Genomic DNA, 25,519 nt, shown 5'->3' with positions numbered 1-25,519 from the left:
TCACAGCTTTTCCAGGGTGACGTTTTCGTTGGTGTAGACGCAGATGCCGGCGGCGATTTTCATCGCCTTGCGCGCCACCGCCTCCGCCTCCATCCCGTCGATGTCGATCAGCGCGCGCGCCGCCGACAGGGCGTAGGAGCCGCCGGAGCCGATGCCGATCAACCCGTCCTCCGGCTCCAGCACGTCGCCGTTCCCGGTCAGCACCAGGCTGACGCTCTTGTCGGCCACCGCCATCATCGCCTCCAGCCGGCGCAGGTAACGGTCGGTGCGCCAATCCTTGGCCATCTCCACGCAGGCGCGGGTCAGCTGGCCGGGATATTGCTCCAGCTTGCCCTCCAGCCGCTCGAACAGGGTCATCGCGTCTGCGGTGGCGCCGGCGAAGCCCGCCATCACCGTGCCGCCGGCCAGCCAGCGGACCTTGCGCGCGTTGGCCTTCATAACCGTCGGGCCGACCGAGACCTGCCCGTCGCCGGCGATCACCACCTGACCGTTCTTGCGCACGGAGAGGATGGTGGTGCCGTGCCACTGGATGGGATCATGTGGATTGGACGCTGGGTAGGTCATGCGGAAACCATGTTGGAAAAGGAAAGGTTGAAAAAAGGAAAGCCGCCCGCCACCCCCAACGATGCCGCACCGATGCGGATGACGCATCTCTCGAGCCCCCATGGGCGTGGCGGCGGGACATCCGGTCTATGTGGGAGGGGTGCGGTCGCCGTCAAGCGTCTCGCCCTGCGGCGCCTCGTCCTCCCAATCGGCCCAGTCCGGTGAAGTGCCGGTCCCGTCGCGACGCGCCTTGCCGGGTTTGGGCCGGGCAGTGGATGTGGTGGAAGTGGGGACAGGTCCCGCCGGATCCGCCCCCAGCCGGTCGAGCAATGGGCCGATCGCCAGGAACTCCACCAGCCCGGCCGGGGTGGTGACGGAACGCCCGGCCGACGGCGCCACACCGATCAGCGCGCCGCTTTCATCCAGCAGCGGGTCGCCGGCCTCCGTCACCGCTGTGAACAGCGCGGCGGCGCCCAGATCCGCCTGGATCAGCGGGCCCGCGCGGTCGGTGCCCGGTGGTTCGCCGGCCGGCGGACCACCGATGATGCCGCCGACGATGCCGGCGATCTCCTGTCCGCGCCCACCGGGCACCGCCCGCACCGGGTCGCTGACGCGTGGGGTTGCGATGCGGACGGGCAGGGCGGGGAGCCGGGCCGGCACCCGGACCAGGGCGAAGCCGCCGGCCGCGTCGCGCCCGACCACCCAGCCGGTCAACTCCACCCCACGGGCCGGCCGCACCGTGACGGTGGGGTCGGATCCGGGCAGGGGAGCCAGCAGCACCGCCTGGACTTCGCCCGCCACATCGGTCTCCCCGATCACCAGCCCATGCCCACCGCCGACCGCGATCCGCGCCGCCGTGATGCGGCCGGATCCGGCCCCCATGCGCAGCGGCAAACGGCTCCCGGCGGCCGGCGCGGGCATGGCGGCCGTGGCCGGGGCGGGGGCAGGGGCGGGGGCAATCGACTGAACCGCCGGTGACAGCGTGATGGGGCCGGATCCGGCCGGCATGGCCTCGGGAAACGCTGCCGTGGCCGGGGTGGGCGGAGTGCCGCCCGACAGCAGGGCGCGGAAGCCGCCATCGGCGGCGAGCGCCTCGACCGCCGCGGCGAAGGCCTCCTCGATCAGCATGGTGTCGCCCTGCGGCACGCCGCGTTCCTGCCGCGCCGCGCCGGTGGTGACGAGACGCTGCACCAGCCCGCCGCCGCGCGCGTCGTAGACCGTCCATTCGACCTTCACGCTGCCGCTGCCGGAACTGCCCTTGTCGCCGCCGGTCAGCCAATTGATGCGGTGGCAGAGTTCCAGCCGGACATCACGCAGGTCGCCCTGGATGGTGAAGCGGGCGCGGCTGCGGTTGCCGTCCGGGCTGTCGGGACCGCCGGGCCGGCCGACCACGTCGAAGCCGGCGGCGGTCATCGCCTCGCTGAAGCGCTCCTCGAAGGTCGAGCCGCGCCGCATGTTGACGCCGCTGGTCCAATAGACATCGTCGTAGGGCGGGGCGCAGTCGATGCCCCAGACATAGCGGCCGATCTGCATCCCGCGCCGCATCGACCCGATCGCCATCTCGCCGAAACGGACGGGCGCCGTGGTTCCGGCGGCGACCGGCGGCGCCGTCTTCACCGGCGGCGGGGCGGGAGACAGGCCGCCGCAGCCGGCCGCCAGCAGGCCGGGAAGCAGCGCAACGGCAAGAAGGACCGGGCGCAGAGGATTCGTCATATGCGGATATGCACGTTATGGCTGTATAAAAGTCTATCCCGCACACCTTCGCAGGACAATCGCCGGAATGGACAGGGCACGCATTGTTGGTGCCGGATGCTGGCGTGTGCGGATGCTTCCTGCTACAAAACCGCCATGGACCAGACCCCCATCAACGGCGGCCGCCGCGCCTCGATCGAGCGGAACACCACCGAGACCCGGATCCGGGTCTCGCTGAACCTTGACGGCAGCGGCGTCTATGACGTCAAGACGGGGATCGGCTTCCTCGACCATATGCTGGAACAGCTGTCGCGCCACAGCCTGATGGACCTGACGGTGCTGGCCGACGGCGACCTGCACATCGATTATCACCACACCACCGAGGACAGCGGCATCGCCATCGGCATGGCGGTGGCGAAGGCGCTGGGCGACCGCAAGGGCATCCAGCGCTACGGCCATTCCTATGTCCCGATGGACGAGACGCTGACGCGGGTGGCGCTGGACTTCTCCAACCGGCCCTACCTGATCTGGAAGGTGAATTTCACCCGCGACAAGATCGGCGATTTCGACACCGAGCTGTTCCGCGAATGGTTCCAGGCCTTCGCCATGGCCGCCGGCGTGACGCTGCATGTCGAAAACCTGTATGGCGAGAACAATCACCACATCGTGGAAAGCTGCTACAAGGCGCTTGCCCGCGCGCTGCGCGCCGGGGTGGAGATCGACCCGCGCAAGCGCGACGCCGTGCCCTCCACCAAGGGCACGCTCGGCGGATCGCTCTGACGGCGGGGAGTTGAAGCCCCCCCCCTCCGCCGTCCTATCGGAAGGTTTGTCACGTCCATGGAAACGGTCGCGCTGATCGATTACGGCTCCGGCAACCTGCGCTCCGCCGCCAAGGCGATCGAGCGCGCGGCCGGCGAAGCCGAAGCCTCCTACACCGTCCTCGTCACCTCCGACGCCGATGCCGTCCGCCATGCCGACCGCATCGTGCTGCCCGGTGTCGGCGCCTTCGCCGACTGCAAGCGCGGCCTGTCGGAGGTTCCCGGCATGCTCGAGGCGCTGGAGGAGGTGGTGCACCGCCGCGGCCGTCCCTTCCTCGGCATCTGCGTCGGCATGCAGTTGATGGCCGAGCGCGGGCGCGAATATGGCGTGACCGAGGGGCTGGGCTGGATTCCGGGCGAGGTGGTGAAGCTGGAGCCGGCGGATCCGGCCCTGAAGATCCCCCATATGGGCTGGAATGAGCTGAATGTCCGCCATCCGCATCCGGTGCTGGCCGGGTTGCCGGAGGGGGCGCACGCCTATTTCGTCCATTCCTACCAGTTCAGGCTGGCCGATCCCGCCATGCTGATCGCCTCGGCCGATTACGGCGGGCCCTTCGCCGCGGTGGTCGGGCGCGACAATCTGGTCGGCACCCAGTTCCATCCGGAAAAGAGCCAGGCGACCGGTCTGGCGCTGATCGCCAATTTCCTGCGCTGGAAGGTCTGAGCCGATGGCCGAGATCGCCATCGACAAGGCGGATGCCCTGAAGACCGCCGACCTGCACGACCTGTGCGACGCGGCCGACGACGCCATTCGCGCCGGCGGCGGCTTCGGCTGGGTCGCGCCGCCGCCGCGCGACGTGATGGAGCGCTACTGGAAGGGCGTGCTGATGGTGCCGGAACGCGTGCTGTTCATCGCCCGCCTGGATGGGGTGGTGGCCGGATCCGCCCAGCTGGTCAAGCCGGCGCGCAACAACGAGGCGCAGGCCCACGCCGCCCAGCTGACCACCAGCTTCGTCGCCCCCTGGGCGCGCGGCCACGGCCTCGCCCGCCGGCTGATCCAGGCGGTGGTGGAGGAAGCGCGCGCGGTCGGTTTCAAGGTGCTGAACCTCGACGTCCGCGAAACGCAGGAGGCGGCCATCGCGCTCTATGAATCGCTCGGCTTCAGGCGCTGGGGCACCCATCCCTTCTACGCGCTGGTGCAGGGCAAGCCGCTTGCCGGACATTTCTACTGCAAAGACCTTGAGCCGGCCCCACAGCCGCCCGCCCAATAACCGCCCGCCCAATAAAGGCCAGCAACGCCATAGGAAGACGCCCGCGATGATCATCTACCCCGCCATCGACCTCAAGGACGGTGCCTGCGTCCGCCTGCTGCGCGGCGAGATGAGCCAGGCCACGGTCTTCAACACCGATCCCGGCGAACAGGCCCGCCTGTTCCAGAGCCAGGGCTTCGAATGGCTGCATCTGGTCGATCTCAACGGCGCCTTCGAAGGCAAGCCGGTGAACGGCGCCGCGGTCGAGAGCATCCTGAAATCGGTCACCATCCCGGTCCAGCTCGGCGGCGGCATCCGCGATCTGGAGACCATCGGCATGTGGCTGGAGAAGGGCATCAGCCGCGTCATCCTGGGCACGGTGGCGCTGCGCGATCCGGAGCTGGTGAAGGCGGCCTGCCGCGAGTTCCCGGGCAGGGTCGCGGTGGGGATCGACGCGCGCGAAGGCTATGTCGCGGTGGCCGGCTGGGCCGAGACCTCCGACATCAAGGCGCTGGATCTGGCGCTGAAGTTCGAGGATTGCGGCGTCGCCGCCATCATCTACACCGACATCAACCGCGACGGCGCCATGGGCGGCGTGAATGTCGAATCCACCTCCGACCTCGCCTTCCACCTGACGACGCCGGTGATCGCGTCGGGCGGCGTGTCCTCCATCGAGGATCTGAAGGCGCTGAAGGTCGAGGAGGATACCGGGATCGAGGGCGTGATCTGCGGCCGCGCGCTGTATGACGGCCGGATCGACCCCAAGGAGGCGCTGGCCCTGCTGTCCGCCCCCGCCGTCGAGGATGCCGACTGATGCTGAAGATGCGCGTCATCCCCTGCCTGGACGTCAAGGACGGCCGGGTGGTGAAGGGGGTCAATTTCGTCGATCTGGTCGATGCCGGCGATCCGGTGGAACAGGCCCGCGTCTATGACCGCGAGGGGGCCGACGAGCTGACCTTCCTCGACATCACCGCCAGCCATGAGAACCGCGACACCATCTTCGACGTGGTGCGGCGGACGGCGGAGCAGGTCTTCATGCCGCTGACCGTCGGCGGCGGCGTGCGCACGGTCGACGACATCCGCAAGCTGCTGCTGGCCGGCGCCGACAAGGTGTCGATCAACACCGCGGCGATCCACCGTCCGGAGTTCGTGCGCGAGGGGGCCGAGAAATTCGGCGCCCAGTGCATCGTCGTCGCCATCGACGCTAAGAAGGTGGCTCCCGGCAAATGGGAGGTCTTCACCCATGGCGGGCGCAACGCCACCGGCATCGACGCGGTGGAATGGGCCAAGCGGATGGAATCGCTGGGGGCGGGCGAAATCCTGCTGACCTCGATGGACCGCGACGGCACCAAGAGCGGCTTCGACCTGGAATTGACGCGGACCGTGGCGGATTCGATCCGCGTCCCGGTGATCGCGTCCGGCGGCGTCGGCACGCTCGACCATCTGGTCGAAGGCATCCGCGAGGGTCATGCCACCGCCGTGCTCGCCGCCTCGATCTTCCATTTCGGCACCTACACCATCGGGCAGGCTAAGGCGGCGTTGAGCGCGGCCGGCATCCCGGTGCGCCCGGCCCGCGCGGTGGAGGCGGGAAATGGCTGACAAGAAGACCGCCGCCCAGTCGGCCCCCTTGTCCGCCCCCTTGTCCGCCCCCCTGTCCGCCGAGGTGCTGGACCGGCTCTACGTCACCGTGCTCGCCCGCAAGGGGGCGGATCCGGAGACCTCCTACACCGCCAAGCTTTACAGCCGCGGCACCGCCAAGATCGCCCAGAAGGTGGGCGAGGAGGCGGTGGAGGCCATCCTGGAGGCGGTGCGCGGCGACAAGGCGGCGCTGGCCGCCGAATCCGCCGACCTGCTCTATCACCTGCTGGTGCTGTGGGCCGATGCCGGGTTGGATCCGGCGGAGGTCTGGAGCAGGCTCGCCCACCGCGAGGGCACCAGCGGCATCGACGAGAAGAAGTCCCGTAAAGCTTGAGTGGGGCTTTGCGCGGGACACCCCAGCAAGAGGACGCATGCGATGGCCAAGAGCTATGACGCAAACAACGTGTTCGCCCGCATCCTGCGCGGCGAAATCCCGTGCAGGACGGTGCATGAGACCGACCATGCGCTCGCCTTCCACGACATCGAGCCGCAGGCGCCGACCCATGTGCTGGTGATCCCGAAGGGCGCCTATGTCGACATGGATGATTTCACCGCCAACGCGTCGGAAGCCGAGATCGCCGGCCTGTTCCGCGCGGTTGGCGAGGTCGCCCGTCTGGTCGGCGCCGACGGTCCCGGTTACCGCATCCTGTCCAATTGCGGCGAGGCGGCGCACCAGGAAGTGCCGCATCTGCACATCCACCTGTTCGCCGGCCGCGATCTGGGGCGGATGATCGGCAAGGCTTGACGGGGACGGGCGCTTGACGGGGGAGGACAGGTGGGGGCGCCGACAGTCCTCCGTTACCGCCGCCGCATCACCGTCCGCCGCCGCGTTCCCTTCTTCGGCGGCACCGCGTCCAGGATCGCCAGAATCGCGTCGATCCGCTCCTCGTCCAGCTCGCCGATCCGTTCCGACAGCAGGTTGGCCAGCTCCGTCGCCCGTGGGCTGAGGCCGGCGGTGTCGACGGTCACGCGCGGGTGGGACAGATCCGCCAGCCGCTCCAGCTCCTCCGCCTCGTCCCAGATGATGTCGAAATAGGCGCAGATCTGGCGCACCAGCTGGGGCGAGGGCTGGCCGCGCTTGCCATGTTCCAGCGCCGACAGATAGGCGGACGAGATGGACAGGTCCGTCGCCATCTGCTTCAGCGTCACGCCCCTGGCGTCGCGCAGCGACCGGACCCGTTCGCCGAACGGGGTCATGTGGAGTCCCTGACTGTGTGGGACCTAAAGCCCTCCAATGCTTCCATAAGCATCGGATGGGCTTTAGCCTTTTGATTTCTCGTACGATTCACGCTTCGGACGATTTCGTCCGAAGCGATCGCGCTCTAGTCCTTACGGTCGCGCCGCCTTTTGATCAAGACATACAGCGCGCCGTCGCCGCCATGTTTGGGTTGGGCCGGCTGGATCGCCAGCACCATCGGGCGCAGGGCCGGATCCGCCAGCCAGCGGGGGGTGGCCTGACGCAGGACGCCCAGGCTGCCGAAGCTGCCCTTGCCGGTGATGACCAGCACGCAGCGCCGCCCCTCGTTCCAGGCGCGGTGGACGAAGCCGGCGAGCGCGTGGTGGGCCTGCGCCTGGGTCATGCCGTGCAGGTCGATGCGGCCGTCGATCTCCAGCTCGCCGCGGCGGAAACGGTCGCCGGTGCGGCGGTCGATGTTGGCGGTGGATCCGGGCGTCAGCGGCGGCTGGGAATGCCGGGCGGGCCGGTGTGGCGATGGATGCTGGCGTGGTGTCGGCGGCGGGGCGAGGCTGGTCGCCACCGGCTCCTCCACCAGCTCCGCCATGGTCGCCAAAGGCTCCGGCTCCAGCTCGACCTCGCGGCCGGGCATCGGTTCGGCGTCGCGCATGGCGATCCGCCACAGGCGCCGCTCGTCGGGCGTGGGCAGTCGTCTGCGGGTCATCGGCGCGGAACCTTCTGCGGAAGGGGAAACAGGGGTTGTGTCGACGGATAAAGCCCGCTGGCCCGCCCCTGTCAATGTGTGTCGCCGCAGCGCGAAGAAAAAGGCCGCCCCGGCTTACGCCTGCGAATAGGCCGCCGCCGCCGCCGCCTGTTCCTCGGTCGGGCGCACGCCGGTGTAGAGCACGAACTGTTCGAGCGCTTGCAGGGCGATTACCTCGGCGCCGGTGATCACCGGCTTTCCGGCCTCGCGCGCGGCGCGGATCAGCGGAGTTTCGGCCGGCATGGCGACGACGTCGAACACATGGGCCGCCGCCGCGATCAGCCCCGGCTCGAAGGCCAGGGTGCCGGCCTCCGGTCCGCCGGCCATGCCGAGCGGCGTGACGTTGACCAGCAGCGACCCTTCGGCGATACCGGTGGTGTCCGGCTGCCAGGGCAGGCTGTATTCGGCGGCCAGCCGGCGGCCGGTCTCCTCGTTGCGGGCGATCAGCCGGCCGTTGGTGAAGCCGGAATCGCGCAGCGCGCACAGCACCGCGCGGGCCATGCCGCCGCTGCCGCGCAGGGCGAAGGGAAGACCGGGCGAGACGTCGTGGCGGTCGAGCAGCGTGCGGACGGCGAGATAGTCGGTGTTGTAGCCGCGAAGCCGGCTTCCGCCGGCGTCGTCCCTGTCGTTGACGATGGTGTTGACCGATCGCAACCCCGCCGCCGACGGGTCCAGCTCGTCGAGGAAGGGGATGCAGGCCTCCTTGAACGGCATCGACACCCCGCAGCCCCGGATGCCCAACGCCCGGATGCCGGTGATGGCGCCGGGGAGATTGTCGGTGGTGAAGGCCTTGTAGGCGTAATTGAGCCTCAGCGCCTCATAGAGGTGATTGTGGAAACGGGTGCCGATGTTGCTCGGACGGCCCGAGAGCGAGATGCACAGGCGCGTGTCTCTGTCGATCTTGTGCGGCAACAGGGCCTCTCCTCGAGATTTCACGTCTGGGCCGTCCGGGCCTTCCTGTGTCTGGCGGATCAGCCGCCCGCCTTCAACGCGTCCAAACGTCCCTTCAACAGAGTGTATTCGGGATCGCTCGGCTTGAACTGGGCGATCAGCTTACCCCAATGGGCTTCCGCCTCGTCCTTGCGGCCCGCCATCATGGCGTCGAGGCCGAGCAGCCACAGCGCGTCCTTGTTGTCCGGCTCCGCCTTCAGCGCCAGACGCAGGGCGGCGGTCGCCTCCTCCGGGAAGGGCTTGGGCGTCGTGTTGCGCGGCTGGGTTTGCAGCACCGTGTTGGCATAGGCGATCTGCACGTCGGCGCGCTGCGGCGCGCGCGCGCGCGCCTTGCCGGCGGCGTCCAGCGCCTTGGCGGTGTCGCCGAGCACGCCGTAGGAGCGGGCGAGCTTCAGCCAGCCGTCGATGTCGGACGGATCGGACTCCAGCCGGGCGGCGAGGTTGGCGACCATGCCGCGGATCATCTCGTCCTGGCCTTGGGCGCCGGCCTGCGCGTTCGGGGCCGCCGGCTGTTCCCGTTCCGGCGGCGTCTGTGCCGTCTGATCCTTCTGTTCCGGCGGCAACGGCTGCGGGGTGACCTTGGCGGGGTCGAGCTTCAGCGCCACCGCGGCCTCGCGGATCTGGTCGCGGACCACCGGCACCCATGGCGCATCGGCGGGAGACTCCGCCATCAGCGCGCTCCAGCGGTCCAGCGCCCCTTGCTGGTCGCCGGCCTGGAAGCGGGCGAGCGCCGCGAAGAAGCGGGCGCGCGGGTCCTTGGGTTCCTTGGCCAGCACGGCGTCGAAGGCGGCCACCGCCTCTTCCGGCACCATGCCGTCATTGGCGGTGACCAGCGTCTCGCCGAACAGGCCCTGGACCTCGACATCGTCCTTGTTCAGGGCGACGGCACGGCGCAGGGCGTCGGCGGCGTCGCCGTTGCGGCCCATCTTGGCATAGGCCTGCCCCAGGATCAGCCAGCCTTGCAGATCGGCCGGGTTCTCGGCCAGCTGCGCCTTCAGCTTGTCCATCGCCGCCAGCACGCTCTTGGACGGGCCGCCGCGCTCCTGGTCCAGATTGCGCGAGGCGAGCGGCTGGGCCGGCAGATCCGGGCGGCCATAGACGCCATAGACGCTCAGCGCCCCCAGCGGCAGGACCAGCGCCAGCAGCAGGGCGAGCAGGCGCGCGCTGCGCGGGGTAGCCGCGGCCGCCGCCCCCTCGTCCTTTTCGACGGTCGCCAGCATGCGCCGGGCGATCTCCGCCTTGGCGGCCTCGGTCTGGGCGTCATTGATCAGGCCGCGCGCGCGGTCACGCTCCAGCTCGTCGAGCTGGTCGCGATAGACCTCGCGGTCGAAAGCGTTGCGGTCTGGGGCATCGCGGTCTGGGGCGTCGCGGTCGGAAGCGGGGCCGGATCCGGGGGCGGCGGCACCGGAGCGCAGCAGCGGCGGCACGATCAGCAGCAGCACGGCCACGGTCAGGGCGGCGGCGAAAATCCAGAACAGCATCAGTCTTCTTTCCGCAGCAGGGCGTCCAGCCGCCGCCGCTCATCCGCGCTCAAGGGCGCGGTGTCGGCGCCGGCGGCCACACCGCGCCGCCCGCGCAGGAACAGGAAGGTGCCGACCGCTCCCAGCAGCAGCACGGCGAAGGGGCCGATCCACAGCACCACCGTGATGGCCTTGAAGGGCGGCCGCAGCAGCACATAGTCGCCATAGCGGTCGGTGACGAACTCCATCACCTTGCCGTCGCTGTCGCCGGCCTTCAGCCGGTCGCGCACCAACAGGCGCAGGTCGCGGGCCAGCGGCGCGTTGCTGTCGTCGATCGACTGGTTCTGGCAGACGAGGCAGCGCAGCTCCTGGCTGATGGCGCGGGCGCGGGTCTCCAGCGCCGGATCCGCCAGCACCTCGTCCGGCTGCACGGCCAGGGCCGGGGACAGGCTGGACAGCGCCAGCAGGGCGGCGAGAAGGAGGCGCTTCATCAGCCCTGCCTCAGATGCTTGATCATCGGGAGGATCTGGTCCTCCACCACCTGCGGGGTCAGCGGGCCGACATGCTTGAAGCGGATCCGGCCCTTGCGGTCGATCAGATAGCTTTCCGGCACGCCATAGACGCCCCAGTCGATCGACACCCGGCCATCCTGATCGGCACCGATGGCGGCATAGGGGTTGCCGTTGCGCGACAGCCAGGTCAGCGCGTCCTCCGGCTTGTCCTTGTAATTGATGCCGAAGACCGTCACCCCCTGTTCCCGCGACAGGCGGGTGATGATGGGATGCTCCGCCTTGCAGGGGATGCACCAGGAGGCGAAGACGTTCACCAGCGTCACGTCCCCCGCCAGCTTCGTCGAGGACAGGCCGCCGGTCGCCGGTTGGCCCGGAACCGCCGGCAGGTCGAAGGTCGGGGCCGGCTTGTCGATCAGGGCCGACGGGATGTCGCGCGGGTCACGCTCGAACCCCAGGTAGAAGGCGATGCCCACCCCGATGAACAGCAGGAAGGGCAGCAGGTAGAGAAGGCGGCGCATGGTGTCTTGGTCCTCATTCGGCCGGCAGCGGGGCCGATTTTCCACCGGTCTTGCCGGCCGCGCGGCGGCGTTCGGGCGCGCCGACGCGGAAGCGGCGGTCGGTCAGGCTGACCAGCCCGCCCAGCATCATCCCGACGCCGCCGATCCAGATCCAGGGCACCAACGGGTGGTGGTAGATGCGGACGATCCAGGCGGTGCCGTTCTGCGTCGGATCGCCCAGCGCCACATACAGGTCCGAGAAGACCGTGGTGTGGATGGCCGATTCCGTGGTGGTCATGCGGGTGGTGGTGTAGCTGCGGCGTTCCGGCTCCAGCGTGGCGACGGGCCGCCCGTCCCTCGTCACCGTGAAGACGCCGCGCTCCGCCTTGAAGTTCGGGCCGTCGACCAGCCCGACGCTGTCGAAGCGGAACTCGTAGCCGGCAAGCATGGCGCGGTCGCCCGGCCTCATCGCCGTGATCGATTCCGTCTGCCAGGCCGAGGTGCCGGTCATGCCGAGGATCGACAGGCCGAGGCAGGCGTGGGCGATGGTCATGCCCCAGGCGCTGCGCGGCAGATGCGCGGCGCGGTTCCAGCTGTTCCTGAACGAGGTGCGGAACAGGGCGATGCGCTCGGCGAACTCCACCAGCGAGCCGACGAAGGCCCAGGCGGCGAGCGCCATGCCGACCAGGGCGAGCAGCGGCCCGCCGCCGGCCTGGACATAGGCGGTGACGGCGACCGCCGCCACCGCGGCGGCGCCGGCCACCCACAGCCGGGTCAGCGCCGCCCCCAGATCCGCCCGTTTCCAGGACAGGAAGGGGCCGACGACCATGGCGATCACCATCGGGATGGCGATCGGCACGAAGGTGGCGTTGAAGAATGGGGCGCCGACCGACACCTTGCCCAGCTTCATGATGTCGAGGAACAGCGGATAGAGCGTGCCGATGAACACCGTCGCCGTCGCGGTGGACAGCAGCAGGTTGTTCAGCACCAGCGCCCCTTCGCGGCTGATCGGCGCGAACAGCCCGCCCGCCTTCAGCGTCGGCGCCCGCAGGCTGTAGAGCAGCAGCGAGCCGCCGGTGGCGACCGCCAGCAGCGCCAGGATGAAGATGCCGCGCCGCGGATCGACGGCGAAGGCATGGACCGAGGTCAGGATGCCCGAGCGCACCAGGAAGGTGCCCATCAGCGACAGCGAGAAGGTGACGATGGCCAGCAGGATGGTCCAGCTCTTCAGCGCGTCGCGCTTCTCCACCACGATGGCGGAATGCAGCAGTGCCGTGCCGGCCAGCCAGGGCATGAAGGAGGCGTTCTCCACCGGATCCCAATACCACCAGCCGCCCCAGCCCAGCTCGTAATAGGCCCACCAGGAGCCCATGGCGATGCCCATGGTCAGCATCGACCAGGCGGCCAGCGTCCAGGGCCGTACCCAGCGCGCCCAGGCGGGATCGACCCGCCCCTCGATCAGGGCGGCGACGGCGAATGAGAAGGCCATGGAGAAGCCGACATAGCCGGCATAGAGGAAGGGCGGGTGGAAGGCGAGGCCGGGGTCCTGCAACAGCGGGTTCAGGTCGTTGCCGTCGATCGGCGCCGGCACCACGCGGATGAAGGGGTTGGAGGTGATCAGGATGAACAGCAGGAAGCCGACCCCGATCAGCCCCTGGACCGCCAGCACGCGCGCCTTCAAGGTCGGCGGCAAATTGCGCCCGAACAGGGCGACGGCGGCGCCGAAGACCGTCAGCATGACGATCCACAGCATCATCGAGCCCTCGTGGTTTCCCCAGACGCCCGATACCTTGTAGAGCATCGGCTTGGCCGAGTGGCTGTTCTGCACCACGTTCAGCACGCTGAAATCGGACACCACATGCGCCCAGGTCAGCGCCGCGTAGGCGATCAGCACCAGCATCATCTGGGCGATGGCCGCCGGCACCGCGACGCCCATCCAGGCGGTGTTGCGGGTGGCGGCGCCGACCAGCGGCGGCACCGACTGCACCAGCGCCACGAACAGCGCCAGCACCAGCGCGTAATGGCCGAGTTCGGGGATCACGGTCCCGCTACTCCTTCTTCGCCGTCTTGGTCGCGGACTCCGCCGGGTTCTTGTAGACGCCCGCCTGTTTCAGCGCCTCCGACACCTCGGGCGGCATGTAGTTCTCGTCATGCTTGGCCAGCACCTCGCGCGCCACGAAGACGCCGCCGCTCAGCCGACCCTCGGCCACCACGCCCTGACCCTCGCGGAACAGGTCGGGCAGCTGGCCGCGATAGCGGACATCGACGGTGTTGACGGTGTCGGTGACGCGGAAGGCGGTGGTGACGCCATCCGGCTGCTTGTGCACGCTGCCCTGTTCGACCAGCCCGCCCAGGCGGAAGTTGCGGTCGCCGACATGCTGCGCCTGGAGCTGGCTCGGGCTGTAGAAGAAGACGATGTTGTCCTGGAAGGCGGTCAGCGCCAGGGCGGTCGCCGTGCCCAGCCCGAGAAGGGCGAGGCCCAGCATGTAGAGGCGGCGTTTCTTGCGGGTCATCCTTCGCTCGCTTCCGCCGGCGTTCCGGCGCTTTGATCGGCCGCTTTCCGGCCGGCGGTGCGGGGGCCGTTGCGGCGGCGCGCGGGACGGGCGCTTTCCAGCGCCTTCAGCGTCGCCTCGGCGTTGCGCAGCCCCTTCCAGGTGGCGGCCAGCAGCCCCAGCAGGACGATGGTGGCGATGGCGTAGGCCGGCCAGACATAGGCGGCGTATCCGCCCATATGGAGAAATTCGTTCATGGCGCTCACCCCCGCATCCCGTCATTGACGGCACCATCGCCCGCGACCGACAGGCGCAGCGTCTGGATTTTGCGCTGCGCGATCTCGGTGCGCACGCGCAGCATGACGACCGACAGGAAATAGGCGGTGAAGGCGGCGGCCATCACCAGCAGCGGCATCAGCATGCTGGGGTCGATGCTGGGCCCGCCCATGCGCATCACGCTGGCGGGCTGGTGCAGCGTGTTCCACCAATCGACCGAGAATTTGATGATCGGCACATTGACGATGCCGACCAGCAGCAGGACGTTGCCGGCCTTCATGCCGCGCTGCGGATCGTCGAAGGCGTTCACCAGCGCCATGTAGCCGAGATAGAGGAAGAACAGGATCAGCACGCTGGTCAGCCGGGCGTCCCACACCCACCATGTGCCCCACATGGGTGCTCCCCACAGCGACCCGGTCACCAGGCACACGAAGGTGAATCCGGCGCCGATGGGGGCGGCGGCCTTGGCGAACAGGTCGGCCAGCGGATGCTTCCACACCAGGCCGCAGGCCGCGGCGATGGCCATGTTGGTGTAGACGAACAGGCTCATCCAGGCGGCGGGGACATGGATGTACATGATCCGCACCGTCTCGCCCTGCTGATAGTCCGGCGGCGAGCTGAACAGGCTGAGCCACAGCCCGAGGATCGTCAGGATCACGGTCGTCCCGGCGCACCACGGCAACAGCAGGGCCGACAGGCGCAGGAAGCGGGCGGGGTTGGCGAAACGATGCATAGGACGATGGCCCCGGTACGGATGACCCTGGTCAGGCTTGCCGACGATATAAGCGCATGTATCGCGGACTGCGAGGGGTTTCGCCTTGATCTCGGTCAGGAGGATGCGCCATTCGTTCGTGATCCAATACCAATGTGTGAGAGGCTCGGGACCGCTGCCGTCCCTCGCATCATCTCCTGTCCGGACGCCGGCGGCGGGGTGTTTCTTCCCCGCCGGCCAATGAATTTTTCGAGACCGGGCGCGGCCGCCCGCCGCGTCCGTTCATGTCGGCGTCCGGTCCGCCCGAACCTCGTCCCGATGGGGAGCGAAGACGCGCAGGCGGTGGCCGTCCGGGTCCTGTGCGACGAAGGTATGACCGAAATCCATCGCCGTCGGCGGTTGCAGGATGGTCAGGCCGCGGGCGCTCCAGTCGGCATGAAGGCCGCGCACCGTCGTCTCGTCGGCGACGGTGAAGGCGATTTCGCTGCCCCCCGGCATGGTCGCCGCAGGTTCCACCGTATGGCGCGACCACAGGCCGAGCATCAGCCCGTCACCCGCCTTGAACATGGCGAAGGTGGCGGAGGATTCCACCGGCGGCCAGCCCGGAAGATCGGCATAGAAGGCGGCGCTGGCGGCGGGGATAGCGGACATCGCTGGCGGTCAGCGCCAGGATGCGGTCGGTGCGGAAATGGCGGAAGGACTGGCGCAGCTCGCACCATGCCACCATCACCCGCGCCCGGTCGAAGAAGCCGAGCGCGAAGGGCCAGACGGTGCGCCGGCTTTCCGACCCGTCGCGGTCGCGATAGGCGATCTCCAGCTTGCGCCCGTCCTGTAGAACCGCTTCACCCTTCAAGAAAAAAGGCACCCTCCCGCAGGATGGCGCCTTTTTCATGGACCCGGCGAGGGAAGGGCCGCAGCCCCACCCCGCCGTCACATTCGGACGGATCACTCCGCCTTCTTGGTCAGATCCTCGCCGGTGGCCTGGTCGACCTGCTTCATCGACAGCTTGACCTTGCCGCGGTCGTCGAAGCCGATGACCTTGACCTTCACCGAGTCACCCTGCGACACGACGTCCGACACCTTGCCGACACGCTGCTGCGCCAGTTCGGAGATGTGGACGAGACCGTCGCGCGAACCCAGGAAGTTCACGAAGGCGCCGAAATCGACGACCTTCACCACCTTGCCGGTGTAGACGACGCCCATCTCCGGCTCGGCGACGATGCCCTTGATCCACTCGATGGCGGCATCCGACTTCTTCTGGTCGACGGCCGAGACCTTGACGGTGCCGTCGTCGTCGATGTCGATCTTGGCGCCGGTCTGCTCGACGATTTCGCGGATCACCTTGCCGCCGGAGCCGATCACGTCGCGGATCTTCTCCTTCGGGATGTTGATGACGGTGATGCGCGGGGCGTTCTCGTTGACGCCTTCACGGGCGCCGGTCAGCGCCTTCGCCATCTCGCCCAGGATGTGCAGGCGGCCGTCCTTGGCCTGGCCCAGCGCGATCTTCATGATCTCCTCGGTGATCGAGGTGATCTTGATGTCCATCTGCAACGCGGTGACGCCGACCTCGGTGCCGGCGACCTTGAAGTCCATGTCGCCCAGGTGATCCTCGTCACCCAGGATGTCCGACAGGACGGCGAAGCCGTGGTCTTCCTTGATCAGGCCCATGGCGATGCCGGCGACCGGACGGGCCAGCGGCGCGCCGGCGTCCATCAGCGACAGCGAGGTGCCGCAAACGGTGGCCATCGAGGAGGAGCCGTTGGACTCCGTGACTTCCGACACCACGCGCAGCGTGTAGGGGAAGTCTTCCTTCTTCGGCAGCAGCGGATGGATGGCGCGCCACGCCAGCTTGCCATGGCCGATCTCGCGGCGGCCCGGCGAACCCATGCGGCCGGCTTCACCCACCGAATAGGGGGGGAAGTTGTAGTGCAGCATGAAATGCTCGCGGTACTCACCCTCGAGCGCGTCGATGATCTGCTCGTCCTGGCTGGTGCCCAGCGTGGTGACGACCAGCGCCTGGGTCTCGCCGCGGGTGAACAGGGCCGAGCCGTGGGCGCGCGGCAGCACGCCGACCTCAGACACGATCGGGCGCACGGTCTTGGTGTCGCGGCCGTCGATGCGGCGGCCGGTCTTCAGGACGGCGCCGCGCAGGATGTCGGCCTCCAGCTCCTTGAACTCGAACCCGATCGACTGGGCGTCGAATTCCTCGGCCAGCGTCTCGAGCGCCTTCGCCTTGGCGGCGCCGACCTTCTCGTAACGCGACTGCTTGACCGTCTCGGTATAGGCGGCCTCGACGGCGGCGCCGACGGTCTCGCGCAGGCGGGCCTTCAGGGCCTTGCGGTCATAGGCCGGCTCCGGCAGGTCCCACGGCTCCTTGGCGGCTTCCTCGGCCAGGTCGATGATCATGTTGATCACCGGCTGGAAGTTGCTGTGACCGAACATGACGGCGCCGAGCATGACCTCCTCGGTCAGCTCCTTGGCTTCCGATTCGACCATCAGCACGCCTTCGGTGGTGCCGGCGACGACCAGATCCAGATCGGTGTCCTCGACCTGATCCATGGTCGGGTTCAGGATATACTGGCCGTTCTTGTAGCCGACGCGGGCGGCGCCGATCGGACCCAGGAACGGGATGCCGGAAATCGTCAGGGCGGCCGAGGCGCCGACCATCGACACGATGTCCGGGTCGTTCTCCAGGTCATGGCTCAGCACGGTGCAGATGACCTGCGTCTCGTTGCGGAAGCCATCGGCGAACAGCGGACGGATCGGACGGTCGATCAGGCGGCTGACCAGCGTTTCCTTCTCGGTCGGGCGGCCTTCGCGCTTGAAGAAACCGCCGGGAATCTTGCCGGCCGCGAAGGCCTTTTCCTGGTAATTGACAGTCAGCGGGAAGAAATCGACGCCCGGCTTCGGCGCCTTGGCGGCGACGGCGGTGCACAGGACGGTGGTGTCACCATAGGTGACCAGAACCGCGCCGTTGGCCTGACGGGCGATCTTGCCCGTTTCCAGGACCAGCTTGCGGCCGCCCCACTCGATTTCCTTGCGATGAACAGTGAACATGGATTCTTTCCTTCCATCCGACACCCTGGAACGGCCGGATTGCCGCCCAAGGCCGGGGCCATCGGTCGTAGGACCCCGCGAGAAAACTTGAGATGTGATGTTCGACAACAGGACCAAATCAATCAAGACAAAGACGTCGCGGATGCAAAAAAGGCCGGTCCCCGAATGATCGGGCCGGCCTGTCCGTCACGAAACGCTCAAGATCGAGTTTCTATTGCCAATAACCAATGAGGTGTTCCGGAACGATACAGGTGGAGAATGAAAAATACTCTTCCCGCCGTGTTTCCGGGGAAGCCCCCGGCCGGTGGCCGGCCAGGGGAACCCGTACCCGTCGGCGGGACGGCGCGGCTTGTCAGCGGCGCAGGCCCAGACGCTCGATCAGAGTGGCGTAGCGCGACTGATCCTTCTTCTTCAGGTAGTCGAGCAGACGGCGGCGCTGACCGACCATCACCAGCAGACCACGGCGGGAGTGGAAGTCCTTCTTGTGGCCCTTCAGGTGCTCCGTCAGGTTGCTGATGCGCTCCGTCAGGATCGACACCTGGACCTCGGGCGAACCGGTGTCGTTGGTGCCGCGGGAAAATTCCTTGATCAGCTCCTGCTTGCGCTCGGGCGTAATCGACATCGGGGTCTCCTAAATCATGTGAGGTTGAGCACGCGCACCGGACGGACCTCCGCCCCCTCGACACGGGCCAACGCAACCGGCGTTCCGCCGAAAAGCGCAATGACGGTGCAATCCCCACCGTCAGCACCCTGAACCGCCATCAGGCGGTCACGATCCTGCCGGGTGAGGAGAGCGACCGTCTGGCCGTGCCTCAGTCGGTGCGCTTCCGCTTCCGTCAGGGCCAGCGCCGGGATGTCGTCCAGCGCGGTCTCGATCGGCAACAGAAGTCGTTCGACGGCCGCACCTTGCTCCATGGCGGCCAGTTCGTCCAGGGAAATCGCGCGCTCCAGCGTGAAGGAGCCGACGCGCAGACGGCGCAGCAGCCCGACATGGCCGACCGTGCCCAGCGCCTCCGACAGGTCGCGGGCCAGCGAGCGGACATAGGTGCCCTTGCCGCAATCGACCTCGAACAGCGCATGGTCGGCGCACGCTTCCTCGACCAGTTCGAAGCGGTCGATGCGCACGGTGCGGGCGGCCAGATCGACCACCTCGCCGTCGCGCGCGATGTCATAGGCGCGCTCGCCGTCGATCTTGATGGCGCAGAATTGTGGCGGCACCTGCCGGATCTCGCCGAGGAAGGCGGGCAGGGCGGCGCGGATCGCCTCGGTCGACGGCCGATGGTCGGAGCGGGCGATCACCTCGCCCTCGCGGTCGTCGGTGCTGGTGCGCTCGCCCCAGCGGATGGAGAAGCGGTAGGTCTTGGCGCCGTCCATGGCGTAGGAGACGGTCTTGGTCGCCTCGCCCAGCGCGATCGGCAGGATGCCGGTCGCCAGAGGGTCCAGCGTGCCGCCGTGCCCGGCCTTCTCGGCGTTCAACAGGCGGCGCACCTTCGACAGCGCCTGGGTGGAGGTCATGCCTTCCGGCTTGTCCAGCACGACCCAGCCATGGATCGGCGTGCCCTTGCGCTTACGAGCCACGACGGCCGCCCCGGCTCTCGTCCTTGGTTTCTTCCTCGCCCCCGTCCTCGCCTCCGTCGTCGTCCTCGTCCCCCTCCTCGTCCCCCTCCTCGTCCCAGGAATCGTCCTCGTCCTCATCCTCGTCATGGTCGTCGTCGCCATTGACGCGGCCCAGCGGATGGCCGCTCAGGTCGCGGGCGACCTCCGGGCTGTGCAGGATGCTGTCGATGCGGTGGGCGTAGTCGAAGGAGGTGTCGCCCTCGAAACTCAGCGTCGGGGCATGGCGCAGGTTGACCATGCGGGCGACCTGCCCACGCAGGAAGGCGGCGGCCCGTTTCAGCGCGACCTGGGCCTCCTCCATCCGCTCGCCGCCCAGCGTCGAATAGAAGACGGTGGCGTTGGACAGGTCGGGGCTGATCCGCACCTCGGTGACCGTGACGTTCAGCGAGGCCAGCTCCGGATCGTGGAAGTCCCCGCGGCGGAACAGGTCGGCGAGGGCGTGGCGCAACTCCTCGCCGACGCGCAGTTGCCGTTGGGACGGGGGTTTGCCGGCGATGAACGCGCCGCGCTTCTTGCTGGCCATGGTCCGTGTCTTTCGTCGATGTCGCTTGGCCGGGCTGCGTCAGCTCTCCGGCCGGTCACATGGGGGTCGGGGAAGCCGTCGGTCTCCCACCCCAATATAGGAACAGGGCGCAGGATGTGGATCCCGCGCCCCTGAAAGCCAAGATGGCCACCCGATCCGTCCCGGCAGACCGCCGGAAGGGATCGGGTGAACCGAAGAGATCAAAGCTCGCGAGCGATTTCCTCGATCTCGAAGGCTTCGATCTGATCGCCGGCCTGGATATTGTCGTAATTCTCGAAGGCCATGCCGCACTCGTAACCCTCGCGCACTTCCTTGACCTCGTCCTTGAAGCGCTTGAGCGTCTTGAGCGTGCCTTCGTGAATGACGACGTTGTCGCGCAGCAGGCGGACGCCGGCGCCGCGCTTGACGGTGCCCTGCGTGACCATGCAACCGGCGACCTTGCCGACCTTGGTGATATTGAACACCTCGCGGATGGTCGCGTAGCCGATGAAGCGTTCCCGCAGCGTCGGGGACAACAGACCGGTCAGCGCCGCCTTCACGTCGTCGATCACGTTGTAGATGATCGAGTAGTAGCGGATTTCCACGCCGTCGCGCTTGGCGAGGTCGCGGGCCTGCGGGTTGGCGCGGACGTTGAAGCCGATGATCATCGCGTTGGACGCGTTGGCCAGCGTGATGTCGGACTCGTTGATCGCGCCGACCGAGTTGTGCAGGACGCGGACCTTGACCTCGGTGTTCTCGGCCGTGAGCTTCTCCAGCGAGCTGGCGATGGCTTCGATCGAGCCCTGCACGTCGCCCTTGATGACGACCGGCAGTTCCTTGGCCTCGCCGGCCTGGATGCGGCTGAACATGTCCTGCAACGACCCGCGGGCCGAGGCCGCCACCACCGCTTCGCGCTTCTTGCGCTGGCGGAACTCGGCGATCTCGCGGGCACGGGCCTCGGACTCGACGACGGTGAAGTCGTCGCCGGCCATCGGCGTGCCGTTCAGGCCCAGCACCTCGACCGGGACGGCCGGGGCCGCCTCGTTGACGGTCTGGCCGCGGTCGTTGATCAGGGCGCGGACGCGGCCCCATTCGGCGCCGGTCACGAACACGTCGCCGACCTTCAGCGTGCCGCGCTGGACCAGCACGGTGGCGACCGAACCACGGCCGCGCTCCAGCTTCGCCTCGATGACGACGCCTTCGGCGGCGCGCTCGGGGTTGGCCCGCAGTTCCAGGATTTCGGCCTGGAGCAGGATGGCCTCTTCCAGCTTGCTGAGGTTGCGCTTGGCCTTGGCCGACACCTCGACGTCGAGCACGTCGCCGCCCATCTCCTCGACCACCAGCTCGTGCTGGAGCAGCTCCTGGCGGACGCGCTCCGGCTTGGCGTCGGGCAGGTCGCACTTGTTGATGGCGACGATGATCGGAACCTTGGCCGCCTTGGCGTGGCGGATGGCCTCGATCGTCTGCGGCATGACGCCGTCGTTGGCGGCGACCACCAGCACGACCACGTCGGTGACGTTGGCGCCGCGGGCACGCATCTCGGTGAAGGCGGCGTGGCCCGGCGTGTCGATGAAGGTGATCTTCGAACCCGACTCCAGCTGCACCTGATAGGCGCCGATGTGCTGGGTGATGCCGCCGGCCTCGCCCGACACCACGTCGGTCTGGCGCAGCGCGTCGAGCAGCGAGGTCTTGCCGTGGTCGACGTGGCCCATGATGGTGACCACCGGCGGACGCGGCACCAGGATGGCGCCCTCCTCCTCGGTGGTGCGCAGGCCGATCTCGACGTCGGACTCGGCGACGCGGCGGACGCGGTGGCCGAACTCGGTGATCACCAGCTCGGCGGTGTCGGCGTCGATGGTCTGGTTGATCGTCGCCATCACGCCCATGCGCATCAGCGACTTGATGACGTCGGCGCCACGCTCGGCCATGCGGTTGGCCAGCTCCTGGACGGTGATGACCTCCGGCAGGACGACGTCACGGGTGACCTTCGCCGTCTCCTGGCGGCTCATCTGGCGCAGGCGTTCGCGCTCGCGGGCACGGCGCACGGCGGCCAGCGACCGGGTGCGGTCGCCGCCATCGTCGCTGAGCGCCTGCGAGACGGTCAGCTTGGAACCCTTGCGGCGGTCGGCGCCGGCCGGAGCCTTGGCGGCGGGCCGGGCCGGAGCGGCCTTGGCGGGAGCGCCGCCACGACCACCCTTGCGGCGGTTGTCCTCCTCCTCCTCGACGGCGCGGGCGGGGGGGGCGCCGGCGCCCGGCAGGGGCCGGCTCGGCGCCGCGTCGGCGGCGGGACGGGCGGCGGCACCGCCGGGGCGCTGGTCGGCGCCCGGACGGGCACCGGCGGGACGCGCGCCGTCACGGGCCGGAGCGCCGTCGCGGCCGCCATCACGGCCACCCTCGCGGCGCGGCGCCGGTTCGGCCTCGCGGCGCTTGGCCTCCTCGGCCTCCTTGCGCTTGGCCTCTTCCTCCTTGCGGCGGCGTTCGGCCTCGGCGGCGATCTTGCGATCCTCCTCCTGGATGGCGCGCATCTCGTCCAGCTCGCGCTGGCGCAAGGTCTCGGCGTCCAGGATGACCGGCGGCATTTCCGGCGCCGCGGATGCCGGAGCGTCGGGCGTGGTGGAGGCGGCGGCCGGCGCCGCGTTGTCCGCCAGGGCTGCCGCGGCCGCGGCCGCTTCCTCGGCGGCGCGGGCGGCGGCCTCGGCGGCGCGGGCTTCGGCGCGGGCCGCTTCCTCTTCGGCCTCGATGCGGCGCTGTTCCTCGAACGCCGCGGCGCCGCGAAGCGCGCGCAGACGCGATTCCAGCTCCTCCCGGGTCAGCTGGCGCCCGGCGGGGGCTCCGCCGCCACGGGGCCGCTGGCCCGCCGCTCCACGGATGGGCAGGCCCTGGGCGGCCTGGCGCGCGGCGGCGCCGCCGTCGGCCACGCCGGGCACGGCGCCCTTTTCAACATGACGCTTGCGCTTGACCTCTACGGTCACCGCTTTTGACCGGCCATGGGAGAAGCTCTGCCGGACCTGGGTCTCGACCGGCTTCTTCGACTCCAGCTTTCCTTTGCTGGCGCCGGTTAGGTGCAAGACTTTCTTCTGGTCCTGGTCGTTGCTGTCGGTCATCGGTTCCCGAATGGTCAGACGTTACATCGCAGGCCGGCCGGCCGTATCGCCGACTCCCAAGCCCTTATCAGAATCCCGGTGCGCGTTCCGGTCCCCTTGGGGGCCTTTCAACCCCTTCAGGCGTGCCGCATCGCGGGCCAGCCCTGCGGCCAGCCTGCCCCGCGCCACCACGGCGTGCACCGCGTGATCGCGCCCGAGCGCCGCGGCCAAGGCCGCGGATTCGAACAGGTCGATCACCGGCAGCGACGGCGCGAGCGCCGTCACCTTGCCGCGCTGGTCCAGCGAGCCGTCCGCGGCCTCGACCAGCAGGGCCGGCGGGGGACCCGCACGGCCGACCTGGTTGGCCCTCAACGCCTCGCGCACCTTCTCATACCCCGCCAGGACGTGGCTGGCACGGCGGGCAAGGCCCAACGCGTGCAGACAGCGGCGTTCCAGCAGCCGTTCAAGCCTCTCGGCCAGATCGGGCGGTACTTTCACCCCCCGACGGGCCGCCTTGGCGAAAACGGATTTGCCCATGGCCTTCGCCAGGGCATCCCGATCGGCCGTGACCCAAAGGCCGCGGCCGGGCAGACGTTCCTCCAGATCCGGCACCACCTCGCCGTCGGGGCTGATCACGAAGCGGATCATGCCCTCCTTCGGCCCGACCGTGCCCGACGCGATGCAGCGGCGCAGAGGCCCCTTCTCGTCGTCGGCCGGCAGATGCTCCGTCCCGGCACCCTCGTCCTGTGCCAATTCCTGATCCGGCACCGCATCCGCGGCGGCGGTCGGTGTCCGTTCGTCGTTCCGTTCGGTCATCCGATCGTCATCCGCTCGCGCGGTCCCGAATAATCGTTCCTGTCGGGCGCAGTTCCAACCGGCATTGCCGCCGGTCAGGCCTGCGCGCCCTGACCATCCGCCGAGCCTTCGGCGGTGGCGCCCTGTTCCTCACCCTCGAACCAGTGGGCGCGCGCGGCCATGATGATCGCGTTCGCCTCCTCCTCCGAGGGGCCGTCCTTGCCGAGGATCTCGACCAGCTCGTCGCCGGCCAGATCGGCCAGATCATCCAGCGTCTTCACGCCGTTCTCGCCCAGCTTCACCAGTTGCGTGGCGTTGAAGCCAGTCAGCTCGGCGACGATGTCCTCGACGCCCAGCTCCAGACGGCGCAGGTTGGCCTGCTCGTCCTGCACGTCGAGGAAGGCGAGCGCGCGCTGCTTCAGCTCGTCGGCGACCGACTCGTCGAAGCCTTCGATCTCGGCCAGCTCCTCGGTCTCGACGAAGGCGATCTCCTCCACCGAGGTGAAGCCTTCGGCGACCAGCAGATGCGCGATCACGTCATCGACGTCCAGCGCCTGCATGAACAGGGCGGAGCGGTTGTGGATCTCCTCGGACCGGCGCTCCGACTCCTCCTGTTCGGTCAGGATGTCGATGTCCCAGCCGGTCAGCATCGAGGCGAGGCGGACATTCTGGCCGCGGCGGCCGATGGCCAGCGACAGCTGGTCGTCGGGCACCACCACCTCGATGCGGTGGTTGTCGTCGTCGAGAACGACCTTGGCGACCTCGGCCGGGGCGAGGGCGTTGACCACGAAGGTCGGTGCCTCGCCGTTCCACGGAATGATGTCGATCTTCTCGCCCTGAAGCTCGCCGACGACCGCCTGGACGCGGCTGCCGCGCATGCCGACGCAGGCGCCCACCGGATCGATGGAGCTGTCGTGGCTCAGAACGGCGATCTTGGCGCGGCTGCCCGGATCGCGGGCGACCGCCTTGATCTCGATGATGCCGTCGTAGATTTCCGGCACTTCCTGGGCGAACAGCTTCGCCATGAACATCGGATGGGTGCGCGACAGGAAGATCTGGGGCCCGCGCGGTTCCTCGCGGACGTCGAAGATATAGGCGCGCACACGGTCGCCGTTCTTGAAATGCTCGCGCGGCAGCAGCTCGTCGCGGCGCAGGATCGCTTCGGCGCGGCCCAGATCGACGGTGACGTTGCCGTATTCGACGCGCTTGACCAGACCGTTGACGATCTCGCCGTTGCGGTCCTTGTACTCGTTGAACTGGCGCTTGCGCTCGGCGTCGCGCACCTTCTGGACGATCACCTGCTTGGCGGTCTGGGCGGCGATGCGGCCGAAATCGATCGGTGGCAGCGGATCGACCAGGAAATCGCCGAGCTTGGCGCCGGCCTTGCGGCGCTGGGCGTAGGGCAGGGTGACCTGGGTCGCCTCGTTCTCCACCGTTTCGACCACCTCCAGGTGGCGGGTCAGATGGATGTCGCCGGTCTTGCGGTCGATGCGGGCGCGGATGTCGTGCTCGTGGCCATACTTGGAGCGGCCGGCCTTCTGAATCGCCTGTTCCATCGCCTCCAGGACTTCGTCCCGGTCGATGTTCTTTTCGCGGGCGACCGCGTCAGCGACTTGCAGCAGTTCCATCCGTTACACTTCCTGGGTCGGTCTTGCGTGATGCCGGTCTTGCGTGATGTCCGGTCGGCGGGATGTCGGTGGCGGGCTATTCGTTCGGCGATCGGGGGGCGCGTCGCGGCGTCTTCGTC

Annotated in this window: 28 protein-coding genes; 7 read left to right on the top strand and 21 right to left on the bottom strand. The window is 68.7% G+C overall.

Annotated features, from left to right (window positions below):
* Both hslV and AZL_RS15390 read right to left on the bottom strand, forming a co-directional pair.
* On the bottom strand, positions 1-564 hold the full coding sequence (gene hslV, locus AZL_RS15395) for an ATP-dependent protease subunit HslV (protein ID WP_042443299.1): 564 nt from the start codon (positions 562-564) through the stop codon (positions 1-3).
* Between the two features lie 126 nt (positions 565-690).
* Complete coding sequence (locus AZL_RS15390) at positions 691-2,256, bottom strand: hypothetical protein (RefSeq protein ID WP_012975424.1); 1,566 nt, start codon at positions 2,254-2,256, stop codon at positions 691-693.
* 135 nt (positions 2,257-2,391) lie between these two features.
* Here AZL_RS15390 and hisB point away from each other — a divergent pair, with 135 nt between their 5' ends.
* The 7 genes from hisB to AZL_RS15355 are packed head-to-tail and all read left to right on the top strand — an operon-like array spanning position 2,392 to position 6,626.
* Positions 2,392-3,015, top strand: coding sequence for an imidazoleglycerol-phosphate dehydratase HisB (gene hisB, locus AZL_RS15385; protein WP_012975423.1), 624 nt, complete (start codon positions 2,392-2,394; stop codon positions 3,013-3,015).
* A gap of 57 nt (positions 3,016-3,072) precedes the next feature.
* Positions 3,073-3,717, top strand: coding sequence for an imidazole glycerol phosphate synthase subunit HisH (gene hisH / locus AZL_RS15380; protein ID WP_012975422.1), 645 nt, complete (start codon positions 3,073-3,075; stop codon positions 3,715-3,717).
* Positions 3,718-3,721: 4 nt separating this feature from the next.
* Positions 3,722-4,264: a GNAT family N-acetyltransferase gene (locus tag AZL_RS15375; protein WP_012975421.1), complete on the top strand. Its 543-nt coding sequence runs from the start codon at positions 3,722-3,724 to the stop codon at positions 4,262-4,264.
* A 46-nt stretch (positions 4,265-4,310) separates the two neighbouring features.
* Positions 4,311-5,057: a 1-(5-phosphoribosyl)-5-[(5-phosphoribosylamino)methylideneamino]imidazole-4-carboxamide isomerase gene (hisA, locus tag AZL_RS15370; RefSeq protein ID WP_012975420.1), complete on the top strand. Its 747-nt coding sequence runs from the start codon at positions 4,311-4,313 to the stop codon at positions 5,055-5,057.
* A complete protein-coding gene (gene hisF / locus AZL_RS15365) occupies positions 5,057-5,842 on the top strand; it encodes an imidazole glycerol phosphate synthase subunit HisF (protein WP_012975419.1) in 786 nt (261 codons plus the stop codon). The genes hisA and hisF overlap by 1 nt, the downstream gene beginning before the upstream one ends.
* Complete coding sequence (locus AZL_RS15360) at positions 5,835-6,215, top strand: phosphoribosyl-ATP diphosphatase (RefSeq protein WP_042443297.1); 381 nt, start codon at positions 5,835-5,837, stop codon at positions 6,213-6,215. The genes hisF and AZL_RS15360 overlap by 8 nt, the downstream gene beginning before the upstream one ends.
* Positions 6,216-6,257: 42 nt before the next feature.
* The gene (locus AZL_RS15355) at positions 6,258-6,626 is read left to right on the top strand and encodes a histidine triad nucleotide-binding protein (protein WP_012975417.1); all 369 of its coding nucleotides are present in this window, start codon (positions 6,258-6,260) and stop codon (positions 6,624-6,626) included.
* Between the two features lie 53 nt (positions 6,627-6,679).
* On the opposite strand, the gene AZL_RS15350 is transcribed toward AZL_RS15355, so the two are convergent.
* The 19 genes from AZL_RS15350 to nusA all read right to left on the bottom strand — a co-directional run bounded on the left by AZL_RS15350 (position 6,680) and on the right by nusA (position 25,400).
* The gene (locus AZL_RS15350) at positions 6,680-7,078 is read right to left on the bottom strand and encodes a helix-turn-helix domain-containing protein (RefSeq protein ID WP_012975416.1); all 399 of its coding nucleotides are present in this window, start codon (positions 7,076-7,078) and stop codon (positions 6,680-6,682) included.
* 125 nt (positions 7,079-7,203) lie between these two features.
* Positions 7,204-7,779, bottom strand: coding sequence for a Smr/MutS family protein (locus AZL_RS15345; protein WP_012975415.1), 576 nt, complete (start codon positions 7,777-7,779; stop codon positions 7,204-7,206).
* A gap of 114 nt (positions 7,780-7,893) precedes the next feature.
* Positions 7,894-8,730, bottom strand: coding sequence for a shikimate 5-dehydrogenase (locus AZL_RS15340; RefSeq protein WP_042443295.1), 837 nt, complete (start codon positions 8,728-8,730; stop codon positions 7,894-7,896).
* Between the two features lie 59 nt (positions 8,731-8,789).
* Entirely contained in the window at positions 8,790-10,250 is a 1,461-nt protein-coding gene (ccmI, locus tag AZL_RS15335; protein WP_012975413.1) for a c-type cytochrome biogenesis protein CcmI, read from the bottom strand.
* The gene (locus tag AZL_RS15330) at positions 10,250-10,720 is read right to left on the bottom strand and encodes a cytochrome c-type biogenesis protein (protein WP_012975412.1); all 471 of its coding nucleotides are present in this window, start codon (positions 10,718-10,720) and stop codon (positions 10,250-10,252) included. Before AZL_RS15330 ends, ccmI begins: the two co-directional genes overlap by 1 nt.
* A complete protein-coding gene (locus AZL_RS15325) occupies positions 10,720-11,259 on the bottom strand; it encodes a DsbE family thiol:disulfide interchange protein (protein ID WP_042443293.1) in 540 nt (179 codons plus the stop codon). Before AZL_RS15325 ends, AZL_RS15330 begins: the two co-directional genes overlap by 1 nt.
* A gap of 13 nt (positions 11,260-11,272) precedes the next feature.
* Positions 11,273-13,279 (bottom strand): heme lyase CcmF/NrfE family subunit, encoded by a 2,007-nt coding sequence (locus AZL_RS15320; protein WP_012975410.1) that lies wholly within the window; start codon positions 13,277-13,279, stop codon positions 11,273-11,275.
* A gap of 7 nt (positions 13,280-13,286) precedes the next feature.
* Positions 13,287-13,751 (bottom strand): cytochrome c maturation protein CcmE, encoded by a 465-nt coding sequence (gene ccmE / locus AZL_RS15315; RefSeq protein ID WP_012975409.1) that lies wholly within the window; start codon positions 13,749-13,751, stop codon positions 13,287-13,289.
* On the bottom strand, positions 13,748-13,987 hold the full coding sequence (ccmD, locus tag AZL_RS15310) for a heme exporter protein CcmD (RefSeq protein ID WP_042443937.1): 240 nt from the start codon (positions 13,985-13,987) through the stop codon (positions 13,748-13,750). The genes ccmE and ccmD overlap by 4 nt, the downstream gene beginning before the upstream one ends.
* A 5-nt stretch (positions 13,988-13,992) precedes the next feature.
* Positions 13,993-14,739: a heme ABC transporter permease gene (locus AZL_RS15305; RefSeq protein ID WP_012975407.1), complete on the bottom strand. Its 747-nt coding sequence runs from the start codon at positions 14,737-14,739 to the stop codon at positions 13,993-13,995.
* 261 nt (positions 14,740-15,000) lie between these two features.
* Complete coding sequence (locus tag AZL_RS15300) at positions 15,001-15,369, bottom strand: VOC family protein (protein WP_012975406.1); 369 nt, start codon at positions 15,367-15,369, stop codon at positions 15,001-15,003.
* On the bottom strand, positions 15,269-15,571 hold the full coding sequence (locus AZL_RS34330; RefSeq protein ID WP_247894233.1) for a helix-turn-helix transcriptional regulator: 303 nt from the start codon (positions 15,569-15,571) through the stop codon (positions 15,269-15,271). Before AZL_RS34330 ends, AZL_RS15300 begins: the two co-directional genes overlap by 101 nt.
* A 92-nt stretch (positions 15,572-15,663) precedes the next feature.
* Entirely contained in the window at positions 15,664-17,775 is a 2,112-nt protein-coding gene (pnp, locus tag AZL_RS15290) for a polyribonucleotide nucleotidyltransferase (protein ID WP_042443290.1), read from the bottom strand.
* Between the two features lie 352 nt (positions 17,776-18,127).
* Entirely contained in the window at positions 18,128-18,397 is a 270-nt protein-coding gene (gene rpsO / locus AZL_RS15285; RefSeq protein ID WP_012975403.1) for a 30S ribosomal protein S15, read from the bottom strand.
* A 14-nt stretch (positions 18,398-18,411) separates the two neighbouring features.
* Positions 18,412-19,353 carry a tRNA pseudouridine(55) synthase TruB gene (truB, locus tag AZL_RS15280; protein ID WP_012975402.1) on the bottom strand — a complete coding sequence of 314 codons (942 nt, stop codon included), beginning with the start codon at positions 19,351-19,353 and terminating at the stop codon, positions 18,412-18,414.
* Positions 19,343-19,915, bottom strand: coding sequence for a 30S ribosome-binding factor RbfA (rbfA, locus tag AZL_RS15275; protein ID WP_012975401.1), 573 nt, complete (start codon positions 19,913-19,915; stop codon positions 19,343-19,345). Before rbfA ends, truB begins: the two co-directional genes overlap by 11 nt.
* 200 nt (positions 19,916-20,115) lie before the next feature.
* The gene (infB, locus tag AZL_RS15270; RefSeq protein WP_012975400.1) at positions 20,116-22,998 is read right to left on the bottom strand and encodes a translation initiation factor IF-2; all 2,883 of its coding nucleotides are present in this window, start codon (positions 22,996-22,998) and stop codon (positions 20,116-20,118) included.
* A 21-nt stretch (positions 22,999-23,019) separates the two neighbouring features.
* Positions 23,020-23,793 carry an RNA-binding protein gene (locus AZL_RS15265; RefSeq protein ID WP_012975399.1) on the bottom strand — a complete coding sequence of 258 codons (774 nt, stop codon included), beginning with the start codon at positions 23,791-23,793 and terminating at the stop codon, positions 23,020-23,022.
* A 74-nt stretch (positions 23,794-23,867) separates the two neighbouring features.
* Positions 23,868-25,400, bottom strand: coding sequence for a transcription termination factor NusA (gene nusA, locus AZL_RS15260; protein ID WP_012975398.1), 1,533 nt, complete (start codon positions 25,398-25,400; stop codon positions 23,868-23,870).
* Positions 25,401-25,519: the final 119 nt, after the last annotated feature.

The organism is Azospirillum sp. B510 (assembly GCF_000010725.1).
GTDB classification, from domain to species: Bacteria; Pseudomonadota; Alphaproteobacteria; order Azospirillales; family Azospirillaceae; genus Azospirillum; species Azospirillum lipoferum_B.
The sequence above is the reverse complement of the archived record's forward strand: the minus strand, read 5'-3'. Positions and strand labels throughout refer to the sequence as shown.